The sequence below is a fragment of the Paenibacillus sp. Soil724D2 genome (assembly GCF_001427935.1).
Classification (GTDB): domain Bacteria; phylum Bacillota; class Bacilli; order Paenibacillales; family NBRC-103111; genus Paenibacillus_E.
This window is the reverse complement of the sequence record NZ_LMRY01000023.1, coordinates 2,501-24,991: the sequence shown is the minus strand read 5'-3', so window position 1 is coordinate 24,991 and position 22,491 is coordinate 2,501. Positions and strand designations below refer to the sequence as shown.

Genomic DNA, 22,491 nt, shown 5'->3' with positions numbered 1-22,491 from the left:
TAGAATGGGAACTTTAGCAAAACGCACCAAAATGCATTACGGCTGGATTGTTGTCCTGGTGACCTTCTTTACCTTGATTGTATCGGCAGGTATACGCTCGGTGCCTAGCATCTTCATGCTTCCCTTTGAAAAAGAGTTCGGATGGGGCCGCGCGGATGTATCCTCGGTTGTCTCCATTAATATTTTCTTGTATGGTCTGATGGGGCCTTTCTCGGCTGCGTTGATGGAGCGTTTTGGTACCCGCCGGGTGGTGCTGATCTCTCTCATTTGCATCGCGTCCAGTCTTTCGCTGACGCCTATGATCACGGCTTTGTGGCAGTTTGATTTGCTTTGGGGGGTCGTTGTGGGGCTTGGAACGGGTTCACTTGCCAACGTGCTCGGTGTAACGATCGCGAATCGATGGTTCTCCAAGAACAAAGGCGTGGTGGTTGGCATTCTGACAGCTAGCGCGGCGACAGGGCAACTGCTATTTCTACCTCTTCTGGCTAAAATAACGGTGGACGTCGGTTGGCGCTATGCCATTTATACAGCGATCGCTGTTATTGCGGTGTTAATCCCTGTTGTAGCGATCTGGATGCGGAATCATCCCTATGACATAGGTGCTGCTCCTTATGGGTCTGATCAAGTCGTCAAACCTGCTGAGTTCAAAGGCAACCTATTTATGACCCCTCTGCTTACACTTCGAGATGCGAGTAAGAACAAAGCATTCTGGCTGCTAGCTGGGACGTTCTTTTTCTGCGGGTTCTCTACGAATGGGTTAATTGGTACGCATCTTATTCCCGCCTGTGGGGATTTTGGTATTCCTGAAGTAACCGCAGCGGGATTGCTGGCGCTGATGGGCATCTTTGATCTGGTCGGGACGACGATGTCCGGTTGGTTGACAGATCGATTTGACGGACGTTGGCTGCTGTTTTGGTACTATGGGCTTCGCGGAATTTCACTTATTTTTTTGCCGCAAGCGCTCGGTTTAGGCTATACAGAGCTTCTTGTTTTTGCTGTTTTCTACGGTTTGGATTGGATTGCAACTGTTCCGCCAACCGTGAAGATCGCATCGGATATTTTCGGCAAGGAGAAGGCTGGCATGGTCTTTGGTTGGATTGTAGTAGCTCACCAGCTAGGGGCATCCTTTGCTGCCTATGAAGCGGGTCTGCTGAGAGATTTGCTCGGCAGCTATTCGCTGCCTTTTCTTATGGCGGGCTTCGTATGTATGATTGCTGCCATAATGGCAGTTCGTATTCGCCGTTCAGGCACGGCTGTCAGAGCGTTGTAAAATCGGAAAACAAGAAGGACCCAGCCAATCTAGGTTAGGTCTTTCTTGTTGTTTCTCACCCATTTTTGCAAAGTAATACCAACTTCAATAAAAAGATTGCATCGGAAGGTTTAGTGATGAAATAATAGAGGGTGATGATGTCGAATTGTGACATGAAAACTTTCATATGACTTAGGAGTAGAGTAGCATGAAAATGATTCAAACCACAATAATAGCTCTAATTTTCGTCATATTAGTTTCATCGTCAGAGTTTGTTCTTAATAAGTATAAGAACACCTTACTCCATGAGCTTGAAATTACGGAACAGTCCCAATTATCCTCAAGAGCATTGGCTTTACAATCCGTTATTGACCGTAATTTTAATATGATGGTAAGCCTGGAAGCATATGTGGATGCGAGTTACTTGCAAAACAAAGACGATAAAGAAGTCATGGAATACATGGTATCTCTTTATCATGGCGCTCAGGGATCCACATTTAATTTAATTATTGCGCCTAAAGGCGTTATGAAGTTCGTTTTTCCGATTCAGGGCAACGAAAGTATCTATAATTGGGATTTATTGCAGGATCCCCGTGAAATTATTCAACAGCAAATTTCAAAAGCTTTGCGAACTAAAAAAATGACTATGAATGGCCCGTTTAAATTACTGCAAGGGATTAATGGTTTAGTCGCTCGAAAGCCAATCTATCAAGATGGTGTTTTTTGGGGCTTTGTATCTGTTGGGGTAAATCTGGATCAACTGCTTGTAGAAGCAGGGATCAAGAATAGAGATACAGAGGATTTGCAGATTTCCATCCGCATTCCTGGGGAGCCTGCGTTCTATGGCGACGATTCTGTTTTTCAAGCTGATCCATTGATAACCACCATTGAGCATACGGATACCAAATGGGAGCTTGCTGCGCTGCCTCAGGCAAGTGCAGTTCAGAGTATTAAGCAGCAAATCATATTAATACGCAGTTCTTTTATGCTTGTTCTGCTAATCGGTCTTATTTTTATCCTTTATATCCTTAGACAGCGGGATAAGTTAAGCCGAGCAGTAAATGAGCGCACACAAGAGTTACAGTTTGCAAATGAGGATTTGACTGCTGCGAATGAAGAGCTTCTAGCAGGACAACAAGAACTGCACGATTCAACCAAACGCTTGTTGGAATCCGAACAAATGCTATCGTACATGGCTTATCATGACGTTCTGACAGGGATACATAATCGAGCCCATTTTCAAATGATCTTAAAAGAACAAATTGTACACAACGAAATTAATCATACATCCCTTGCTTTGCTTTTCTTTGATTTGGATAACTTCAAGATGGTTAATGATTCGCATGGTCATCATATGGGTGATCTTATGCTGCAGGAAGTTGCTAATCGTATTGGGCAATCTAATTTATCTTATCATACGTTTGCCAGATTCGGTGGGGACGAGTTTGCCATCCTAGTAGAAGATTGTCCAAGTGAGAAGGAGATTCAGCTCTTCTGTGAACAATTAATAGATATCTTAAAGCCCCCATGTTTGTTATCGAATCGCTCTTTTTTCATTAGTGCCAGTATTGGTATTGTACAGTATCCTTATGGGGGTGTGACTTGGGAAGCATTGCTCAAGAATGCGGATATTGCCATGTACGTGGCCAAAAAAGAGGGCGGCAGCTCATACAGCTTCTTTAATCAGCAGATGGCAATGAATTCTCTATCAAAGCTAGAGATGGGAAATCATCTGCGTCAGTCGCTTGACCGGAATGAACTCGAAATTGTGTATCAACCGCAAGTAGATTGTTTATTGGGCAAAGTTATTGGCGTTGAGGCCCTCCTACGCTGGAATCATACGACCAAAGGTTATATTTCTCCATCTGACTTCATTCCGTTAGCAGAAGAAATTGGTACGATTGCAAGTATTGGTGAATGGGTGCTGAGAGGTGCTTGCAAGCAGATGAAGGCTTGGCACAGCATGACGATTGAACCTTTAGCAATTTCCGTCAATCTATCAGTCAAACAGCTGAATGATGAACGTTTTGTTGATAAAGTAATACAAATTTTAGAGGAGACAGGCCTGGAAGCGAAGTACTTGGAAATGGAAATTACCGAAAATTTCGCGATGCAGGATGAACAGCTGGACGCACTTAGCAAGCTTCGCGGGCTAGGCATTGCGATATCCGTCGATGATTTCGGAACGCATTACTCCTCTCTAAGTTATTTAAAAAGGTTCCCAGTCACCAAAATCAAATTGGACCAATCGTTTATCCGCGGCGTTCAGACGGATGACAAGGATCGAGCGATGATTAAAGCGATTATTTCCGTAGCCAATTCGTTTCAACTGCAAATTATTGCGGAAGGTGTTGAAACAGAAGAACAGGCGGGCTTCTTAGTAGCTAATGGCTGCAGTCAAATTCAAGGCTACTATTTCTTCCGGCCTATGACTGCCGAGAATGCGCTGCCTGTTTTACAGGAATGTCTACAGCCTAAGCTTGCCTTTCTTGAATCAAACCCGTCTGGCCATATTGAATATTGAACAAAAAAATCTCCCCCGCTGAAATAGGAGTCAGCGGAGGAGATTTTTTCTGGTTTAGAGTTGAACGATTTGTTTTTGTTTATTTTTGAAATAGACCCAATGTTTGAAGCCGATCTCTTTTAACGTCTTGCTAACTTCTTCCCAATCATCAGCAACTCGGCTTGGCAGATGAGCATCAGAGCCGAAGGTTACTTCAACGCCATAATGCAGCGCTTGCTCCAATATTTCATTGGAAGGGTACCAGCCGCCTACGTCCTTGGTCTTTCCTGAAGTATTAATTTCAATCGCTACGCCAGCTTCTCCGATGATCTTTAACGTTTCGTTAACCTTCGGTGTAGCGATATCTGAGAAGGCTGGATAGAAGCCTTTCATTGCATCGATATGCCCAAGAATATGGAACATGCCGGAACGTGCGGACTCCTTAATAAGGTCATAGTACTCTTCTTTATGCTGGATCTTCTGCTCTTCATTTAGTTTTTTCCACCTGTTGCGATTGAAGATACTGACACCACCCGATAGATGAACAGAGCCAATAATGTAATCGAATGGATATTTCGCGTATTCTTGCCGGTAAACTTCGACATGCTCAGGAAAATAGTCGGACTCAACACCTAGAAGCACATCAATTTTTCCTTCATATTCTTTTTTTAGTTGCAGAACTTCCTCGATATAACGGGGGAATTCGCTCTTAGCCATAGCAATTAAAGGTTGTGCCTGATCTTCTGGGCTCGCAAAATAAGGGGAATGGTCAGAAATCCCGATGACTTGCAATCCGCCGTCAATAGCGGCTTCAATATAATCGCGAATTTTATCCTTAGCGTGTCCACATCGATCATGATGGGTATGTAGGTCGAATTTCATCGAAAATAACCTCCTTAGAGTTTTGCTTTAGCAAAACTGGTATCGTAAGCAGCAAATCTTATTCTGAGCCGAGAAACTGGGTTTCCGGCATTCCTTTTAGATCTCGTAGGAACTGCTGCATCGCAGAATTTAAGTAGCGCCCTGACTTATATACTACACCTACAGGATGCGTAATATCCAATTCGTTCACTTTGACCATTTTCAAAGTTCCATGCCGCAGTTCATCAGCGACAGAAAGCTTGGAGATGATAGCGACCCCGAGATTTAACTCCACCATGCGCTTCACTTCTTCGCTGCTGGATAGCTCCATCACAATATGTGGGGAGACGTCATAGGCTTTGAAGATTTGATCGACGAATCGACGTCCGGCTGTTTCCGGAGAAAGCATAATGAAGGGAATGTTGCGCAGCTTCTCAATAGATAAATGGGCAAAACGGCTAAGTGGATGCGCCGTGGAAACAATCAGCTCGAAAGTATCATAATAAAGCACGGAAGTTTCTAAGGCTTGATTTTTTTCGAACAAATAGGTAATTCCAATATCAATTTGGCTATTCTCCACCGAAGTCATGATTTGGGAAGAGGTCATTGAGTGAATGGTCGTCTTGATCAGTGGGAATTGGTCTTGGAAATAGGACAGCACCCTCGGCAAAATCTGCATGGCGATCGACGTTGTCGTGCCAATGTGGATGTGACCTTGCGGTGTATGATGTAAGTCTGATAATCGCTGCTTGAGATCACTGGCGATCCGCAGCATTTTTTCTGCATGCTCCAAGAACAGCTTTCCACTATCGGTTAAAGTAACAGGCTGGTTGCGATCAATGAGAATTGTGCCGAATTCGTCTTCAAGGCTCTTTATTTGTGCGGAAACGGCAGGTTGGGTCAAGTTAAGAATTTCGCCAGCTTTTCGAAAGCTCATTGTTTTGGATATGGTGAGCAATGTTTCTAACTGGTTCATATTCATGAGCATACCTCCTGCTTTTCATAGTAAAGATAAAAATAAAATTTATCGGAATTGTAAAGGGCATAAAAACCTTTTGTAACCCTATTATATGATAGGAGTACTTGAATCGGCAACATTTTAGGATAAAGTTGGACAACCGAACACATTCTAGCAAGGAAGTTCAGACGAATACAACCGATTTTCGTTGCCAAATACTCAAATTTGATTATAATATTTTATATATAATAAATAAACGATGAAGGAGATTCACTTTATGACGTTAACCCGTAAGTCAAATACAACGTGGACCGTTGTGGCGTTGATGTTGGGACTCTTACTTGCTTCGCTGGATCAGACCATTGTTTCAACAGCGATGCCAACGATCGTGTCCAAACTAGGAGGTTTCAGCCAATTCGTCTGGGTTTTTTCTGCGTATTTAATTGCGAATGTGGCTGCCATGCCTATTTTCGGTAAACTATCCGATATGTATGGTCGAAAACTATTTTTTATTATCGGTATCATTGTATTTATGATTGGCTCAGCCTTATGTGGAACGGCAGGATCGATGACCGAGCTCATCATCTACCGCGCCATTCAAGGTATCGGTGGCGGTGCCCTTATGCCGATTACTTTCGCGATCATTTTTGATATTTTCCCGCCAGAGAAACGGGGTAAAATGCAAGGGCTGTTCGGGGCTGTATTCGGATTATCCAGCGTACTGGGGCCGATCATTGGCGCGTACTTCACTGACCATGTGACTTGGGAATGGATTTTCTTTATTAATCTCCCCCTTGGCATTGTATCCTTAATCTTAATCATTTTCTCTTATCACGAGTCCGTGGAACACAGTAAGGCGAAAATTGATTGGGGCGGTACTATTTTCCTGACAGCATCGATTATTTCTCTCATGTTCGCATTGGAACTTGGCGGTAAAGAATATGCTTGGGATTCCTTACAAATTATCGGGTTGTTTGTAGGTTTTGCTGTTCTCTTAGGTACATTTATTATGATTGAAAAATATGCAGCAGAACCGATTATCCCGCTTGATTTGTTCAAAAATCGCCTGTTTACCGCCAGCATGGGTGTCAGCTTCGCTTATGGTGCGGTTTTGATCTCAGCCGGTACATACATTCCTTTATTCATTCAAGGGGTATTTGAAGGCTCAGCTACAAGTGCAGGCTCTACTTTAACCCCAATGATGCTTGGTGTTGTTGTCAGCAGCGCACTCGGCGGGCGCTTCATCGGTAAATTCTCTTATCGCAATGTCATGCTTGTTTCCATAGCCTTGCTGCTGCTGGCAACTTCGCTCTTAGGCGGACTCTCTATCGATTCCAAGCGCTGGCTAATTACAACCTATATGATTCTCCTTGGTCTTGGTATCGGCGCTTGCTTCCCAATTACATCGATGTCTGCGCTGCATAAAATAGACTTCCGCCGCAGAGGCACAGTGACTTCACTTGTTGGTTTCTTCCGTTCCGTAGGTTCGGCAATCGGGGTAGCTGTGTTTGGCAGCATTCAAGTCAACTCGCTAAGAGATAACATCACAAATTCCCTTCAGGATCCAGCGATGGCCGAAAAGTTTCATGATGCTCGAATGCTGCTTCAACCTCAGGTTCGTGCAAACATTCCCGCTGAAGTACTTCACAAGCTCCTAACAGCATTGGCGGATTCCATTGCCGTTGTTTTCCAGACAACCATTGTTCTTGCTGTAATCGGTCTTGTGTTCATTTTCTTCATGGGTAACGCTAAACTTGAAGTGGGAAGAGCTCCCGTTAAAGAAAGCGTACCAGTAGGACACTAGGAGGTTAACATCTATGTCGATGAAGCTCGTCATTCTCGGACTACTGATGGAAGCCAATCGGCATACCTATGAAATTCGGCAGACGATGAAAGAAAGAGGCATGAACAACTACATGAAGCTGCAAGACGGCTCTCTGTATTATGCGATGGACCAACTTCACAAGGATGGACTCGTAGAAGCACATGAGGTTGTGCGGGATACGAATCGCCCGGAGAAAACGATCTATCAAATAACCGCTGCCGGGAAATTAAAATTTCAAGAACTGTTAGTTGAACAATTTCATGAAGAAATCAGACACTATCATCCGCTTTATGTTGCCCTGCCTTTTTCCGTGCATGGGGATCAGGCGAAGATTGCTGACATTCTCGAGAATAAAATTTTGGCCCAAAAAATGCTTATGAACAAGATGAAAAGCTTATACGAAGAACACATCTCCATTGTTCCAAGAGTTGTCCTACAGATGTTGGTGGGCACCTACAAGCGTGCATTTACTGAACTGAAATGGCTGGAACAGCTGCAGAAGGATGCAAGAGAGGGTCGCTTGCAAGAGAAGAACTCCCCTCTGGAAGTTGATTGGGACCGTATTGAATAGAAGAAAGCCGCAGCTGCTCTTTTTGAGAGCAGTTGCGGCTTTTTATTTGAACGTGGCGGGCCTCCATTTCATCTCTGGAGGGGGAATAATAACAGTTGCGTTACGAGAGTTGGTGAGATCTTGTAACTCGATTATCTCTAAGTTGTATTTTGTGCAACAATTCGCACGCACAAAGGATATTTCGCAACTTGAAGAAAGGGAGAAAGACGAAATTTAGGAAGCAAAAGTTGCACTTTCTGCAACATCTTTCAACCGCATAGGGCACTCTGATCCTCGCATAAGTTAGCTGGCAATAACCGATTTATGATAGTCCCAGGCGGAAATAACGGTGTAGTGATATCTTATCTTCCGTTGAACTGCTCGATGAAATGCTGCAAATCATCGCAGATCAAGTCCGGCGTCAAGCCCGCCGACGCCAGCTGCTCTTGCACGTTATCCGCCGTGGCGACACCCGTCAACACGAGCGCCGTATTACATCCCGCCAGCATGCCTCCGCGGATGTCGGTATGCACGTTATCGCCGATGACCCAGACATCGGCGGCAGGCAGCCCGAGCCGCTCGATGGCGTAAGCCATAATGATCGGCGAAGGCTTGCCGATCACCACGGGCTCCACGCCCGAGGCGGCGGTGATCGCAGCTGCCAGGGAGCCAGCTCCTGGCATTAGCCCACCATCCGACGGCAGCATGCGGTCGGGATTGGTTAACACATAGGTCGCGCCATGCTTCAGATGGCGGACCGCTTCGGTCAGCTTCTCGTAGGAGAAGCTGCGGTCAATGCCTTGGACGACGTAATCCGGCGTCGTCCCAGCACCCAAGGCGAAGCCGGACGCCTCCAAGGCGATCCGTAGTCCGGCTTCGCCGACCATATGCACGCGGTTGCCTCCGCGCTGCTCGGTCAAGTACTGAGCGGCCGCCTGCGATGACGTATAGACGGCGGCCGCTGGAACCTCTATGCCGAGCACTTGCAGATGCTCGGCAACCTGCTCAGGCGTTCGTGACGAGTTATTCGTCACAAGCAAATACGGCAGGTGCTGCCCTTGCAGCCAATGAATGAATGCCGCCGCATAGGGAATCGGTTCATGCCCCCGGTATAGTGTACCGTCTAAATCAATGAGAAAACCTTTCATCTTGCTAACGCTCCCTTTCATCTGTTTATTGCGTGGAAGGAAGTGTGATTTCTACCGTCGTTCCTTCTTCTAATTTACTGCGAACTTCCATAAAGCCGCCATGTGCTTCGATAATTCGGAAACAGACCATAAGACCAAGTCCAGTTCCTTTTTCCTTCGTACTATAAAACGGTTCGCCAAGCTTGGGCAGCCGTTCTGGTGCAATGCCGCAACCTTCATCGATGAAACGTATGGTTATGTAGTTTGAGTTTTTTTCCTGTAGAGCTTGAATACGCATTGTACCACCTTGCGCCATAGCTTCCAACGCATTTTTCATAATATTGATGAAAACCTGCTTAAGCTGATGCTCATCACAGGAGACAGGTGGCAGATCTGGCATAAGTTCTGCTTCAATCTGAATATTTCCGAGCAGTGCTTGAGGTTGAAGGAGTTCAATTGTGCTTGTGACAATGCAATCCAAGGTTTGAGTTGCGAAATGTGTCGCCTGCGGTTTGGAAACAAACAAGAACTCATTCACAATAAATTCTATACGCTTTAGTTCATTTTGCATGATTTCTATATAATATTTCTCTTTGGCATTATTCGTCTTGAGCAGCTGTAAGAATCCCTTCAATGCCGTTAGCGGATTACGGATTTCATGCGCAACGCCAGCAGCCAACTGCCCGACAGCAGACAGCTTGTCTGATTTGATTAGCAGCTCTTGCGTCTTTTTCAACTCGGTAATATCCTTGAAAGTAATAACTGTACCTAGAAGTTGACCTTTTCCCTCCAGCATAGGACTGGACATGTACATAACGGGGAAGGTGGTTTCGTCTTTTTTCCAGAACATATCCTCTTGCATATCAGATACTTCATGATTCAGAATCATGTTCAAAATAGGACTTTCCTCAGGTGGGTATAGTGAACCATCGCTCTTAACTGGTCGAATGAGATTATGAATTTGTCGGCCCAGCATTTCATCTACTTTCCATCCGGTTATAGCCTCGGCGGCCTTATTCCAGAAAATTGTGCGACCGCTCATATCAATCCCGTAAATACCTTCCGAAACGGAATTCAGGATGAGTTGATTTTGCTTATATAGCTTATCAATGACCTTCTTCTGTTCCTTGACTTCAGTCAAATCTTTAAGAATGGCGAAGACCCCAACAATACTGCCGTCTACCATCGTCGGGACGAACGTTACATTGGATTGGATAGGGTATCCTTTCTGATGAAGAAAAGCAGCCTCGAAATTTTGCGGCATCCCGGCTGATGCCACTTGAAAATGATGCAACGCTTTAAGCAGATCGGGTGGATTGATCATAGGAATGAAGGAAGTTAACATCGTGGTCTCACGAGCAAGTCCAAGAAGACTTTCCAAACCATGATTAGCCGACAATACCTCGCCGTCCAAGCTAAACGAGATAATAGAATCAGGATGATTATCATAAAGTGATTTATACCGCTTCGCGGTTTCGTTAATGGAAGATTCTCTTTTTTTAACGACACTAACACCAAATAAAGCTAATCCGAGAATCAAGCCGAATAGGATGACATCGATAAGCAGGCCAACCAATTGATTATCATGCACAAAAGCAAGAGGATGTATAAAGTAGAAATTTGTTCCGATCAAAAATATAGCAGTAATATGATAAACAAGTGCAAGTTGATATAAATTCCAATTTCGAGCAGAAATATGCTGTTTAAACATAAAGACTTTCAGCGCCCCTTTTAAGGAATTTTCCCCTGTAAAATTATCAGGATTCGACACGAATATATATATTCTTCCATATTCATGTTGTGTTTTCCTCTGTTCATGAACAATTGCATCGTTGTTCGACAATTTAAGTATGAAGGCAGGACGAGTTTGTGTATCTGAGTAGTAGGAACTATTTTATCGAAAAAGACAGTATACTTGTCCTAATTTTTTAGGTATAATGTTGAAAAAGGTCGTTTTTCTGTGGAACTTATTCACAAATGAGATCGGAGCGGAGCTATGAAGGCTGAGTACATTAATCCCTTTTTGGAGTCGGCTAGAATTGTCATCGAGCAAGTTGCTAACATTCGCCCAACAACGGGGCAGCTCGGCGTCAAAGACGTCAAATTTGTGGAAAAGTATATCTGGATCCAAATCGGGATGACCGGGCAGATGGAAGGCGATATTGTTTTCGGCTTAGCTGAGGATGTTGCTTTGAAAATGGTTTCTGCCATGATGGGTGGATTTGTTATTACAGAAATGGATGAAATGGGTAAGAGCGCCATCTCTGAGCTGGGTAATATGATTAGTGGAAATGCAAGCACGATGCTCTTCAATCAAGGGGTCAGGGTGGATATTACACCGCCGAAAATTGTTCAATCTGCGACGGCTGCAGGATTTGTGCCGAAGAGAGCATTGACCATTCCTTTGATTATGGATAACATTGGCGAGCTGGACATTCAAGTTTTAATCACATAAGAGACCTAATATAGGTACATATGCTAAAATGAATTGGAGTGCTGCTGAAGCGGTATCTCCATTTTTTTATAACGCAATAAGGAGAAGGTAAGCTTGAACATTTCGAATAAAATTGTATTGATTACAGGAGCTTCGAGCGGCATTGGAGCCGTTATGGCACAGCAATTTGCAGCTAAAGGAGCCATTCCTATATTAACTGCACGCAGTACAAATAAACTTAAAGAAATTGCTTTGGGCTTGCAAGGGCAGCATGCCGTTTATGAGATGGATGTAACGAATACGGAGCAGGTTAATCATGTTGTGGAACAGATTATAGCCAAATTTGGCCGTATTGATATTTTGATAAATAACGCGGGGTACGGGATATTTGAGTCGTTTGCGGAGGCGCCGCTTGCTCATTTTGAAGAAATGATGAATGTAAATTACATGGGATTAGTCCGATGTACCCAAGCAGTATTGCCATATATGTTGAAGGCCAGGAGCGGTCATATCGTGAACGTGGCTTCTATGGCGGGTAAGATCGGATCGGCCAAATCCACGGGTTATTCCGCGACTAAGCATGCAGTACTAGGCTTCACGAACAGTTTGCGCCAGGAGCTTATAAGATCTGGGATCTCTATTACAGCGATTAACCCGGGACCCATCTCAACACCTTTCTTTGATAAAGCAGACCCGAGCGGTAACTATGTCAAAAATGTGGCTTGGTTTATGCTTAAACCAGAGAAAGTCGTTAAAGAACTTATACATGCGATAGAAAAAAATATTCCTGAGAAAGATCTTCCTTTTGTGGCTGGACTAGGAATCAAATTATTTCATCTATTCCCGCGAATGTTCGATCGGTTGGCATCAGGCATTTTAAATAAAAAATAAGCGGCTCCCAGTTATTGATCGGGATTCCGCTTTTTTTCTTTCATCAATTATCGATCTAAGTCTGTTCTGGCTTTTTCGCTTGTAAAGCCTGGTTCAAATCTCGAATTTCTTCGAAAATGCGACGTACTTCGGCTTTGCCTTCTGGATGCGTTTGATTCCAGTGGGAGGTTAAGGCCGGCAGCGACTTATGAACATGATTAAAAAATGCCCAAATCTTAATTTTCTCAAGCATTTCAGGTGAAGTATCACCCGTGATGAGTTCAGCTGTTTTGAACACTAAGGAATTAAATTCGTTCTCAAAATCTGTATTCATAGTTTCATCCCCTCGGATGGAAAATAGGTGGAGTACGTTTAGTTTATATGATGATATAACAGCTGTCAAAATAGGGGGAACCTATGTCCATAGCACTAGATGAAATCCATGATGGTCAACTGTTAGGAAAAGAGCAAATTCGCTGCTTCGTGAAGCATATATCGCTTTATATCCTTACTTATGTTAGTCAAGGCCTAAAAGTGAAAGGCCTTCTAGCCGTTCCAGATGGAACAACTCCGCGACCTGCTGTCATTTATTGCCGAGGTGGCATTAAGCGTGTTGGGATGGTTCGTAAACGAAGAATTATATCGATGGCTAAACGCGGCTATGTCGTCTTTGCTCCCTATTATCGGGGGAATGAAGGCGGTGAAGGACGTGAGGACTTTGGCGGGGAAGACAGGTTTGATTTGTTTCATGCCATTCCAATGGTGCAATCTTTAGAGGAAGTATTGCCAGGTCCCATACCATTGATTGGATTTTCCAGAGGTGCTGTTATGGCCATGCGAGCAGCCCGAGAGTGCAGTGGGGTTGGTCCTGTTGTCGTATGGGGAGGTGTAAGTGATATGTTGGATACCTATGAGCAGCGTGTGGATTTGCGGCGGATGCTGAAACGGGTTGTCGGACATCCGAAGAAACAAGTTGAGGCTTACCTCGATCGGTCGCCAGCCTATTGGGTAAATGAAATTAACTCGCCCATCTATATCATCCATGGAACAAATGATTCACAAGTTGACATTGGACATGCAAGAAAACTGGCTAACGCTCTGGATCAAGCCGGCAAAGATTATACGATGGCATTATATACAGGACTTGAACACCGTTTTCCTCGGAAAGACGACGAAAAGGCTCTGGATGACGTATTTACATGGCTTGATGAGAAGCTTAAACGAAGTATGCAGGAAGTCATTTCCACTTAAATTAATTATTATTATTGTTTACTCCCGATTTATGACCTAAAATAAGGTAGGAACACAACAAGTAGGTTCTACCTGGTAGGCTAGGGGGCGTTTAATTCGAAGTCTCTGAGACTTATATTCAGCAGTGATTTTTATACATTAGATAAGAGCGTGCAGGAGCAGATATATCAGGAGTTCTATCTCCTCGTATATCCCATGATTTACTTCATATTGAGGGATCATGCGGCGGTGGAAGACATTATTCAGGAGTCATTTCTAAGGGCTGTTCGTAAAGCGCCTTTGTTGACTGAAATTGATAAATATGAAAGCTGGGTTAAGAAGTTAACTCGGAATGTTACACTCAATCATCTTCGTAAGCACAAGCGCAACCGGGATGAGCTGGAAGCTGAACTCAAGCTCTGTATCAAGGAAGCTGCACCAACATCTGAATATTTGGTCCCACTGGATCAAGAAGTTGAGCTAAAGCTAATGCGTGAGGCTATTATCACTTACATCAATCAGCTTAGCCCCTCCTACAGACAAATTATTGCGATGAAATGGATCCATAATTTATCTTATAAAGATATGGCTAATGAGCTTGGTGTAACGGAGGGCGTCGTTCGACAACGCTTATTCCGGGCACGTGATGTGATTAAGCAGAGACTGTTTGAAGAGTGGGGATCCGGCGGATAAGAGTCCTTAAGGACTCTTATTTCTGCTTTTAGTGGTTGTCGATTTGTATCGTTTTACGGCGTGGCATATAATAGGGACATTAGATTGGATGAGAAAAGGGGTTTTCGTAAATTGAGTACAAGCTTTGAACAACTGCAGATCGCGCAGTCCTATTTAGATAAATTGCAAGAATTAGGGATTGGTGAGCCAACACCGATTCAAGCTGAAGGTATCCCAGTTTTAAAGCAAGGGAAAGATGCCATCATTCAGTCTCAAACGGGTACAGGTAAAACTTTAGCGTATTTGCTTCCAGCATTGGAACGAATCGACCCTACGCAAAAACAACTGCAGGTTCTTGTAGTTGTTCCCACCAGGGAGCTTGGCATGCAAATTATGCAGGAAATTGAGAAGTTCACTGATGGTGGACCGATTCGGTCTCAATCTCTTATCGGCGGAGCAGCCATTGTTAGACAAGTAGAAAAGCTTCGACTTCACCCTCATATAGTTGTTGGTACGCCGGGTCGCTTGCTTGAACTTATGAAAATAAAGAAGTTAACTTTGCATCATGTGAAAATGGGTATTGTTGATGAAGTGGACCAAGTGTTCGAGCTAGGTTCTATGCAGGATGTTGAAGCAGTCCTTAAAGGAATGCTTAAATCCAGTCAGATGGTATTTGTTTCCGCGACGATCCCGCAAAGCACTGAACAAGCTGCTGGGAGATGGCTCAAAGATCCTGTGATTATCAAAATCAATCCGAATCAACGCACAGCCGAAACATTGGAACATATGTATGTGGTGTGTCAAGAACGTGAAAAGATTGATACGCTAAGAAGACTTGTGCGTCTGATTAAGCCTACATCAGCTATCGTGTTTATCAACGTAACGGACGATATTGCCCAAGTGGTGGGCAAACTCCAATACGTTGGATTATCTGTTGAAGCCTTGTATGGAGAAGCTAGTAAACAAGATCGGGCCAGAGTGATGGGGAATTTCCGGGATGGGAAATTTCAATTGCTGCTCGCAACGGACGTTGCCGCAAGAGGTCTTGATATTGAAGACGTGACCCACGTCTTCCACTTGGATCCTGCGACCAACGCGGAGTATTATCTCCACCGCGTAGGTAGGACCGGTCGGATGGGCCGCGAGGGCACGACCATTTCTATCGTGACGCCGAAGGAGCAGTTCATTCTCGAGAAATTCGAGAAGCAGCTTGGCATCACGATCGCGCCGAAGGCGATGTTCGAAGGCCGGCTCGTCGACCCGGCCCAGGACCGCAGTGCGGCGACGATGCGCAGCCGCCGCGAAGCTGCGCGCCCGAGCGGCGCAGCACCTGCACGCAGCTTCGCAGGCGCGCGGGATGCTGCCGCGCCTGCGGGCGCGGTGCGCACTAGTGCCGCGGCGTCTGACGCGCGCGGCCAGAGCAGCGCTGCCCCGGCGAAGCCGGCGGCGCAGGCGAACACGGCCGCCGGTGGCAAGGCTGTGAGTAAAGCCCAACGCGAGCGAGATCGCAAGAGCAAGGGCGCTCCTCGCTGGCTCAAAGAAAAGCAGCAGAACAAAGAGTAGCCCTGTCTACGAGGGCAACAACAAATTGATCTGCGGGGTGTGAAACGTGCTGAAAAAAATAGTCATTTTCGCCATAGCTGTAGTCATCATCCTTACGGCTGCGTTGGTGATCGCCGTTCGGCATGTTAAACCAACTGAAACATTAAACCTAGATTATAAAGAAGTCACGATCAGCAGTAAGATCGCAGACATCGTCAAGAATCGGAAGCTTGAGGTACAGCTAACGGAACAAGACATTAATGATTTGGTAAAGAAGCAGCTAGCTGCACATCAGGTTCTGCCTAACGGTTTTCGAATTGAAGGGGCGAAGCTTACACTGCAAGGTTCAAACCTTGTGGCTGACGTGAATGTGAGGTGGCGGGAGAAGATACCCATCGGTGTACAAATGATGTTCACCCTTGCTTGGAACCCGCCGAATTTAGTCGTTCAACATAGAAATACGAGTGTTAAAGGCATGCAAGTCCCAAGTGAATGGGTTCAACTTGCGCCTTTTGAACTCCCTATTGAAGATCACTTGCCCAAACTGATTGGTGTAAAGAACATACGGTTCGAGGAAAAAGCCATCATCATCCAATTAAAGCCGTTGCGATAACATAAAAAAGCTGAATCCACGAAGGATTTCAGCTTTTTTTTAACTTATACAGACTTTGTGGTCTGAACATTCCATCTCCGAGAATATAAAATGATACCTAACACGACGCACATGCCAATCAGTACAAACCAAATCGACACACCCACATCAAAACGGTCCATCCCCCAACCGACACCTAAGGGAAGAATAGAACCTCCTAATCCGCCTGCTGCGATAAGCGTACTCGTTGTTTGCTCCGTACGCCCTGGAAGCAGTTGATTCGCATAAATGAGAGCTACTGCAAACATACCGGACATGAATAATCCAAGTAATAGTACAACGGCGAAGCTGCTCCATAGATTCGTGCTAAACACCCAAATAAGTACGGTGAGCAGACTGCCTGCAAAAGAGACCGCCAAGTAACGGAAATAAGTCATTTTCTCTGCTGCAACACCTGCGAACAGTCGGCCTACAACCATGGCTAGCCAATAGGCTGTTACGGCAAGCGATGAAACGGAGCTGGAAGCATGTAATTGATCGGTAAAGATCGAGGGTAAGAAATTAACGATGGTGTTTTCCATTCCTACATATAAGAAGAAAACAATCATGAGTAAGCAAAGAAACGTCAAGGAGCTCTTAGTGAGTACAGGGGGTTTCTCTGTCTGCTGCGAGCGATCCGCTTTATGAGCTAACAGCTCGTCATGCTCGCCTAAGGAAAGCTTCGACCAGACAATACACGCAGTGAGCGCACTTAATCCCAACAGCATAAATCCGTATTTCCATAACCCATTAGCAATCAAGATACTTGACACTATAGGCATGAATAATGCTCCAAGACCAAAGAAAACCTCAAGCTTGCTGAAAGCAATCGCTTGTTGATCTTTTGCTGCAATTAAAACGAAGGTACTGATGCTGGATTCAACGAGTCCGAAAGCAACCCCGGCTATGAATGACAGACAAACCGCAATGGGCCATGGGGGCAGTAGAACGATAGTGATCATAGCTAAGAAGAGAAGACCAAAAGCCGTCGTTATGGTACTTCTACGACTGATCCGACGAATGAGATAAGGCATACATAGTACACCTAGAAGGAAACCGCCGAATTCCATGAAAACAAGTAGCCCCCCGTCACTGTAACTTCTTCCGTAATGGGAGAGTAACTCGGGCAATACAGCTCCGAATATAACGTGGGTACAGCCTGTTAAAAGGTAAGACAAGCAGGCCATAATTAATAGTCTTTTCATAAGATAGGGCTTCCTTTTTGCTGAGCAGCATAGTTCTCGTTATAAGCAAATACATGACCAATGGCTTCTGCAACAGAATCAACATGGTACAACGCCTTTTGTTTGACATCTGGATGAGCACCTTGCATAGCAAAACTATGAGGAGTGATGCCGAACATCGATACATCGTTGAAAGAATCCCCGAAACAGGCGATCTCTTCTGGCTGCAAGCCCAATTGTTCAATAAGAACAAGCAGTGAGCTGCCCTTTGAAACAGCGAGAGGCATAATATCAAGACAATCTTTGTCAGAGATGAACATCTCCAGCTGATCTCCAAGCTTTTCCTCCATAAGAGCTTTAAGCTCTAAGAGAGTTTCAATTTTTCCAAACATCGAGAACTTACAAACAGCAAAGTCACCTTTCAAAGACTGCTCCACATCTTCTTTTACGATAAAAGGTTGGAATGTTCGGGATTGCACCTCATCGGAAGCAGGAGTCAAATGCGTGATAAAATTCGCTTCGCCCGAGCAAACAAGCTTAACGAGATCAAAATCCTTAAGTAACTGGTACACTTGATAAGCCAAATCAGGTTGAAAAAGCTGAGACTTCATGAACGTACCATCGTCTAAGTGGATGAATGCGCCATTTTGCGATACTGAATAGGCGCGATGACCAATTTCCGCCAATACTTGTTGCATTTCAATGTTCATTCTTCCTGATGCCAAACATAGTCTAATACCGGCTTCTTTGACTTTCTTTAATGCAGCCAATTCTCTTGAGCTGACTTTTTTACTGTGATCAAGTAATGTGCCGTCCAAATCACTTACGATAAGTTTAATCATCTTGTTCTTCTCCTCCTGCTAATACAATTTCCACATCACATGCAAGTAATTTCTCTTTCATCTCAGGGGTTAATGCTTGATCCGTTACGAGGATGTCAATACTCTCGAATCCTACTACGCGATGAAACAATCGCTTTCCGAATTTGGAATGATCCGCTAGTACAATAACTTGGTCCGCATGCTGCATCATGGCTCTCACCAGATAACAATCCTCTTCGTTTGGAGCAGACAGCCCTTCTTCTGTAATTCCGCAGGTCCCGATGAGCAGTTTATCGACATGGTAGTCATTTAACATTTCGATCGCTTTCGCTCCGTATACGCTATGGTGCTTGTTATCCAGCACACCGCCAAGAATATGGATCGTCGTTTCATCTTTACGAGTGAGAATAGCAGCAATTTCGATTGAACTTGTCACGACGATATTCTGTTTAGAGCTTAGAGCGGTGGCTGCATGAAGGACTGTGGTCGAGGCATCCATCATGATATAATCGCCGTCTTGAACGAGTGCCGCAGCTGTCCTGCCAATCGTTAGCTTCGAGGAAGACTCTGCTTGCAGCCTTTGATCATAATCTCCAACTTCTTTGGAAAGGGTAGGGAGGATGGCACCGCCGCGCGTTCGAACGATAGTCCCTTGCTCTTCAAGCTTAACCATGTCACGTCTAGCTGTGTCCCTCGAAACATCGTAGAGCTCACAAATAAGGTCAACGGTAATTCGCTTATTTGATTTTAAGTATTCGACGATCGAGATAAGTCTTTCTTCTTGAAACAAGGGGATTTCGCTCCTTTCACTTAAGTGATTATAAGTGATTATAAGTATATAGCTTATTATAATGCTGAATATGCATTCTTTCAACTATTTTGTTTGCGAGAAATTTCTGCTTTGATTTCATAACAAAAACCGTATACTCGTTCAAGGAACGAATACACGGTTTTCTGATCTATTTATATGATTATTTAACTGCAGGTTTTTTTCTGGTTTTAATATAACTAGGATATGTAATTTCTCCGGAGTCGAGCTTTCTAATTTCTTCTTCGTTCCACCCGGTAATTTTATTCGTACCTACTACACCCGTAAGCTTGATTTGATAGTGGTAAGCTAAGTACTGTTGGAGTTTGGTCATTTCATCAGGCTTTATTTCCCTGAGCTTTTGCTTACCATGTAGTTGACCTAATATAACTCCGATAGATTCTGCGGCTAGACTCGTGTTCGGTTGAATTCTTGTGCTTCCATAGGCGATAGCCGAGGAACCTACATTTTTTCCGGCCGCGATGACATTATCATAATTTTTTAGCAAAAAGCTGCGCAGCGGCATGCCGTATTTATCCGGACGTCCCATTTCAATACCCCACTTGTTAGCACTTGTGCCCTGCAAATCAAGCGGATACCCACCAATACTGACATTATCCCAGAACATCGTGCCTGAAAGGAGATCAGATGGTTTTAAAACATAGTCCATTTCATAGTGATTATATTCTCGGACATAGGGATAAGAAGGAAATTCGCCTAATTCAGCATGTTCCCAACCCGGTAACGTTTTACGGAAGTGATTGAGAATCAGCGGAGTTTCTTTATTACCTAGGCTAACAGCCTCTTGGATGGATTCAGGCTTAGAAGGATCTACTGTATAAACAAGAAGGGCATTAATTAGTACTTCCCCATCCCTTTGATGTACCGCATTCAACCCTCTTAGAAAGACTCGATCATTAGAAGGATGGTAGGCTTTAGTCATTCCGCTTAGCCCAATAGCGAAGCTATCACTTACATAACCGCCACCGAATTGTTTCGATTTCTCTTCCGGTTTTAATAGATTAAATGCGGTATTAAACTTTTTCCAGTCGACATTTTTGAACTTCATCATCATGCCAGCACTCATATACTCGATTTCTTTTTGACCATAGAACTTCTCAAGACCTGGCAATCGCTTGGCATCCAATCGACTGATTAATGCTGCATAGTCACTGTTGTCGACCCAATAGGAAGCTGTAATTTTCTTCTTTTCATTTTGTTCCGTACTGTAAACAATAGAAGCGATTTTGTGCATATGATCAGGTGTATTCGTTTGTTCAATTTCATTAATGACAATGCCAGATTCCAAAGGAATATCTTTTATTAATTTATTCATATATGTAGTGAATTCAGGAAGCTTACGAATTTTGGCATTTCGGAAACCGTCGAATAATTCTTTGACACGGCCTTGTACAAGTAAATGACCTTGATCGTCACGGGTTTCATCGAGAAATAGCATTTGACTTTGGAGAATCTGACCTCCAAAAGCTTTATGAGGATCCAGTACTTTAACTTTCAAGCCTTCATCTGCTGCAGCTCTGGCAAGGTAAAGACCTTCAAGCTCGCTGCCGATCACAACGACATCGATGTGTTCAGTAGGATACATATTAGCGCTCTCATTATTTGGTGCGACAACAGCTGCTGTGGGTGCTTCGCTAACAATTGGAGTGTCTGGATGCGTGATGGGTGGCGCAGAAACAGCTTCTGATTCCAAGTTACCTTGCTTGTGCCAAACCTTGCTATAAGAAATTGCGGACAGAACAATAAGCAGAACGGTTAAAGCGACAATAAGTTGAACTCGTGGATTCCTTAAACGCATGTGTAAACTCCTTTAGTGATAGTCTGATATGGTTTAAGTTTAGCAGTTTCATAGTGGATTTAATAGACTCAGAAAATAGGTTGATATAAAAGATTTTGATGTCACCCCCCAAAAGATATTCGGATGGGCGAATTCTTGTAGCATAACCAGGAACCCTTCGCGAAGGCTCCACACAACTTTATAATACTAACTATTTGAATAAGGGAGAGGGAACTTGACAATGAAGAAGAACTTAATGAAAAAAGCAGTAGCAACAGGTCTTGTACTTACAATGGTAATGGGGGGCGGAGCTGCGGCGTTCGCTAAAGGCAATGATCATGACCGTGATGATAAGAAAGATTTTAAATATGAAAACAAAAGCAACAACAATAATAAAGTTAATACGAACATCAATATTAATCTGAACTTCAACGATATGGAAGGCGCGAAATGGGCATTGCGTTACATAGCAAGTTTATCTTCCAAACGCGTATTTGAAGGATTTGAAGATGGATCATTTAAACCTGACATTGCGGTTCCCCGCATTCAAGCAATTGTAGCAGCCGTTCGTAATATGGGATTACGTGAACAAGCAGAATCTGCTGCTGAAATGCAAACGAAGCTGAACTTTAAAGATGCGAATCAAATTCCTGCATGGGCTGTAGGTTATGTAGCTGTAGCTCTTGAAAATGATTTGTTCTCTGAAAGTGAAGATTCCGTTAAACCGAATCAACCTGCAGACCGTCTGTGGGCGACTACACTCTTGGTCAAATCTTTGAAATTGGAAGCTGAAGCAAAAGCGAAAATGAATACAAACCTTCAATTTAAAGATGCGAACAAAATCCCGGCTGGTTCTGTAGGTTATGTAGCTGTAGCGATCGAAAAAGGTCTGATTGATGGGTTTGAGGATAACACATTTAAACCAAATCAAAACGTAACACGCGCTCAATTGGCTGCTTTATTGGATCGTGCAGGCAACCAATTACCTGACGAAGATCAAAGTGTCAGCACTGGAACTGTGAACGCCGTAGTTGCTAATAACGTTCTAACGCTTACTAAAAATGGCGTATCTACTCCGTACACGCTTCACCCAAATGTATTCATACTACGTAATGGTGTACAAGTAAGCCCTGCTCAACTGCAAGTAGGCGATGAAGTTAAAGTTGATGGTTTTAATAATATTGTTAATTATATTGAAGTAACGAAAATGGCTCAACAAAATAACGTTACAAGCGGGACGATTAGTGCTGCAGTTTACAACAACAATAATGTGTTGACTTTGACGAATTCAGCAGGAACAACAACTCCATATACACTTAGCGCTAATGTAGTTATTTATCGTGGTGGTGTACAGGTACCTGCTGCCTTGCTTCAAGTTGGCGATGTAGTCAATATCACAACTTCCGGTAACCAAGTTACTATTCAAGT

The 22,491-nt window shown here is 44.0% G+C and carries 20 protein-coding genes (1 of these 20 running past the window's edge); 11 read left to right on the top strand and 9 right to left on the bottom strand.

Translation table 11 applies throughout. From position 1 onward, the window contains the following. Nucleotides 1–4: 4 nt before the first annotated feature. Together ASG85_RS19335 and ASG85_RS19330 are read left to right on the top strand one after the other, a co-directional pair. On the top strand, nt 5–1,270 hold the full coding sequence (locus ASG85_RS19335) for an MFS transporter (protein ID WP_057307500.1): 1,266 nt from the start codon (nt 5–7) through the stop codon (nt 1,268–1,270). Nucleotides 1,271–1,457: 187 nt separating this feature from the next. Continuing rightward, complete coding sequence (locus ASG85_RS19330; RefSeq protein ID WP_060647518.1) at nt 1,458–3,773, top strand: EAL domain-containing protein; 2,316 nt, start codon at nt 1,458–1,460, stop codon at nt 3,771–3,773. Nucleotides 3,774–3,827: 54 nt separating this feature from the next. Here the strand turns inward: ASG85_RS19330 and ASG85_RS19325 are convergent, their stop codons facing one another. Next, nucleotides 3,828–4,634, bottom strand: coding sequence for a histidinol-phosphatase (locus ASG85_RS19325; protein ID WP_057307498.1), 807 nt, complete (start codon nt 4,632–4,634; stop codon nt 3,828–3,830). 58 nt (nt 4,635–4,692) lie between these two features. Then, nucleotides 4,693–5,595 carry a LysR family transcriptional regulator gene (locus ASG85_RS19320; RefSeq protein ID WP_057307497.1) on the bottom strand — a complete coding sequence of 301 codons (903 nt, stop codon included), beginning with the start codon at nt 5,593–5,595 and terminating at the stop codon, nt 4,693–4,695. Between the two features lie 253 nt (nt 5,596–5,848). Between ASG85_RS19320 and ASG85_RS19315 the strand changes: the two genes are divergently transcribed. Continuing rightward, the gene (locus tag ASG85_RS19315) at nt 5,849–7,375 is read left to right on the top strand and encodes an MDR family MFS transporter (RefSeq protein ID WP_057307496.1); all 1,527 of its coding nucleotides are present in this window, start codon (nt 5,849–5,851) and stop codon (nt 7,373–7,375) included. A gap of 13 nt (nt 7,376–7,388) precedes the next feature. Continuing rightward, nucleotides 7,389–7,967, top strand: coding sequence for a PadR family transcriptional regulator (locus tag ASG85_RS19310; protein WP_057307495.1), 579 nt, complete (start codon nt 7,389–7,391; stop codon nt 7,965–7,967). A gap of 341 nt (nt 7,968–8,308) precedes the next feature. Here the strand turns inward: ASG85_RS19310 and ASG85_RS19300 are convergent, their stop codons facing one another. Together ASG85_RS19300 and ASG85_RS19295 are read right to left on the bottom strand one after the other, a co-directional pair. Then, on the bottom strand, nt 8,309–9,094 hold the full coding sequence (locus ASG85_RS19300) for a TIGR01457 family HAD-type hydrolase (RefSeq protein WP_057307493.1): 786 nt from the start codon (nt 9,092–9,094) through the stop codon (nt 8,309–8,311). Nucleotides 9,095–9,119: 25 nt separating this feature from the next. After that, entirely contained in the window at nt 9,120–10,784 is a 1,665-nt protein-coding gene (locus tag ASG85_RS19295) for an ATP-binding protein (RefSeq protein WP_156390270.1), read from the bottom strand. A 285-nt stretch (nt 10,785–11,069) separates the two neighbouring features. On the opposite strand from ASG85_RS19295, the gene ASG85_RS19290 reads away from it, so the two are divergent. Further along, nucleotides 11,070–11,528 carry a chemotaxis protein CheX gene (locus ASG85_RS19290; protein WP_057307491.1) on the top strand — a complete coding sequence of 153 codons (459 nt, stop codon included), beginning with the start codon at nt 11,070–11,072 and terminating at the stop codon, nt 11,526–11,528. A gap of 93 nt (nt 11,529–11,621) precedes the next feature. After that, a complete protein-coding gene (locus ASG85_RS19285) occupies nt 11,622–12,398 on the top strand; it encodes an SDR family NAD(P)-dependent oxidoreductase (RefSeq protein ID WP_060647517.1) in 777 nt (258 codons plus the stop codon). Nucleotides 12,399–12,453: 55 nt separating this feature from the next. Here the strand turns inward: ASG85_RS19285 and ASG85_RS19280 are convergent, their stop codons facing one another. Further along, nucleotides 12,454–12,711, bottom strand: a complete 258-nt coding sequence (locus tag ASG85_RS19280; protein WP_057307489.1) for a DUF2573 family protein — start codon at nt 12,709–12,711, stop codon at nt 12,454–12,456. 83 nt (nt 12,712–12,794) lie between these two features. On the opposite strand from ASG85_RS19280, the gene ASG85_RS19275 reads away from it, so the two are divergent. The 4 genes from ASG85_RS19275 (at nt 12,795) to ASG85_RS19260 (ending at nt 16,434) form a co-directional block, all read left to right on the top strand. Further along, the gene (locus ASG85_RS19275) at nt 12,795–13,628 is read left to right on the top strand and encodes an alpha/beta hydrolase family protein (RefSeq protein WP_060647516.1); all 834 of its coding nucleotides are present in this window, start codon (nt 12,795–12,797) and stop codon (nt 13,626–13,628) included. 150 nt (nt 13,629–13,778) lie between these two features. Further along, complete coding sequence (locus ASG85_RS19270; RefSeq protein ID WP_268795945.1) at nt 13,779–14,300, top strand: RNA polymerase sigma factor; 522 nt, start codon at nt 13,779–13,781, stop codon at nt 14,298–14,300. Nucleotides 14,301–14,411: 111 nt separating this feature from the next. After that, nucleotides 14,412–15,842, top strand: coding sequence for a DEAD/DEAH box helicase (locus ASG85_RS19265; RefSeq protein WP_060647515.1), 1,431 nt, complete (start codon nt 14,412–14,414; stop codon nt 15,840–15,842). Between the two features lie 46 nt (nt 15,843–15,888). Further along, complete coding sequence (locus ASG85_RS19260; RefSeq protein ID WP_060647514.1) at nt 15,889–16,434, top strand: hypothetical protein; 546 nt, start codon at nt 15,889–15,891, stop codon at nt 16,432–16,434. A gap of 44 nt (nt 16,435–16,478) precedes the next feature. On the opposite strand, the gene ASG85_RS19255 is transcribed toward ASG85_RS19260, so the two are convergent. The 4 genes from ASG85_RS19255 to ASG85_RS19240 form a co-directional block, all read right to left on the bottom strand. Then, nucleotides 16,479–17,657 (bottom strand): MFS transporter, encoded by a 1,179-nt coding sequence (locus tag ASG85_RS19255; RefSeq protein WP_057307484.1) that lies wholly within the window; start codon nt 17,655–17,657, stop codon nt 16,479–16,481. After that, nucleotides 17,654–18,478, bottom strand: coding sequence for an HAD family hydrolase (locus ASG85_RS19250; protein WP_060647513.1), 825 nt, complete (start codon nt 18,476–18,478; stop codon nt 17,654–17,656). Before ASG85_RS19250 ends, ASG85_RS19255 begins: the two co-directional genes overlap by 4 nt. Then, entirely contained in the window at nt 18,471–19,247 is a 777-nt protein-coding gene (locus tag ASG85_RS19245) for a DeoR/GlpR family DNA-binding transcription regulator (RefSeq protein ID WP_057307482.1), read from the bottom strand. Before ASG85_RS19245 ends, ASG85_RS19250 begins: the two co-directional genes overlap by 8 nt. Before the next feature lie 181 nt (nt 19,248–19,428). After that, entirely contained in the window at nt 19,429–21,084 is a 1,656-nt protein-coding gene (locus ASG85_RS19240) for an FAD-dependent oxidoreductase (RefSeq protein WP_235550177.1), read from the bottom strand. Between the two features lie 220 nt (nt 21,085–21,304). Between ASG85_RS19240 and ASG85_RS19235 the strand changes: the two genes are divergently transcribed. Then, on the top strand, nt 21,305–22,491 hold the 5' portion of the coding sequence (locus ASG85_RS19235) for an S-layer homology domain-containing protein (protein ID WP_060647512.1). The gene runs 235 nt beyond the window's last position; 1,187 of the gene's 1,422 nt are visible here — the first part of the coding sequence; its start codon is at nt 21,305–21,307; the stop codon falls past the right edge of the window.

Bases quoted from the DNA above. Each gene is read 5' to 3' on its own strand.
- ASG85_RS19300 (WP_057307493.1), bottom strand. From the start codon at position 9,094: ATGAAAGGTTTTCTCATTGATTTAGACGGTACACTATACCGGGGGCAT.
- ASG85_RS19250 (WP_060647513.1), bottom strand. From the start codon at position 18,478: ATGATTAAACTTATCGTAAGTGATTTGGACGGCACATTACTTGATCAC.
- ASG85_RS19290 (WP_057307491.1), top strand. From the start codon at position 11,070: ATGAAGGCTGAGTACATTAATCCCTTTTTGGAGTCGGCTAGAATTGTC.
- ASG85_RS19280 (WP_057307489.1), bottom strand. From the start codon at position 12,711: ATGAATACAGATTTTGAGAACGAATTTAATTCCTTAGTGTTCAAAACA.
- ASG85_RS19325 (WP_057307498.1), bottom strand. From the start codon at position 4,634: ATGAAATTCGACCTACATACCCATCATGATCGATGTGGACACGCTAAG.
- ASG85_RS19275 (WP_060647516.1), top strand. From the start codon at position 12,795: ATGTCCATAGCACTAGATGAAATCCATGATGGTCAACTGTTAGGAAAA.
- ASG85_RS19315 (WP_057307496.1), top strand. From the start codon at position 5,849: ATGACGTTAACCCGTAAGTCAAATACAACGTGGACCGTTGTGGCGTTG.
- ASG85_RS19255 (WP_057307484.1), bottom strand. From the start codon at position 17,657: ATGAAAAGACTATTAATTATGGCCTGCTTGTCTTACCTTTTAACAGGC.
- ASG85_RS19335 (WP_057307500.1), top strand. From the start codon at position 5: ATGGGAACTTTAGCAAAACGCACCAAAATGCATTACGGCTGGATTGTT.
- ASG85_RS19240 (WP_235550177.1), bottom strand. From the start codon at position 21,084: ATGCGTTTAAGGAATCCACGAGTTCAACTTATTGTCGCTTTAACCGTT.
- ASG85_RS19320 (WP_057307497.1), bottom strand. From the start codon at position 5,595: ATGAATATGAACCAGTTAGAAACATTGCTCACCATATCCAAAACAATG.
- ASG85_RS19295 (WP_156390270.1), bottom strand. From the start codon at position 10,784: ATGTTTAAACAGCATATTTCTGCTCGAAATTGGAATTTATATCAACTT.
- ASG85_RS19310 (WP_057307495.1), top strand. From the start codon at position 7,389: ATGTCGATGAAGCTCGTCATTCTCGGACTACTGATGGAAGCCAATCGG.
- ASG85_RS19330 (WP_060647518.1), top strand. From the start codon at position 1,458: ATGAAAATGATTCAAACCACAATAATAGCTCTAATTTTCGTCATATTA.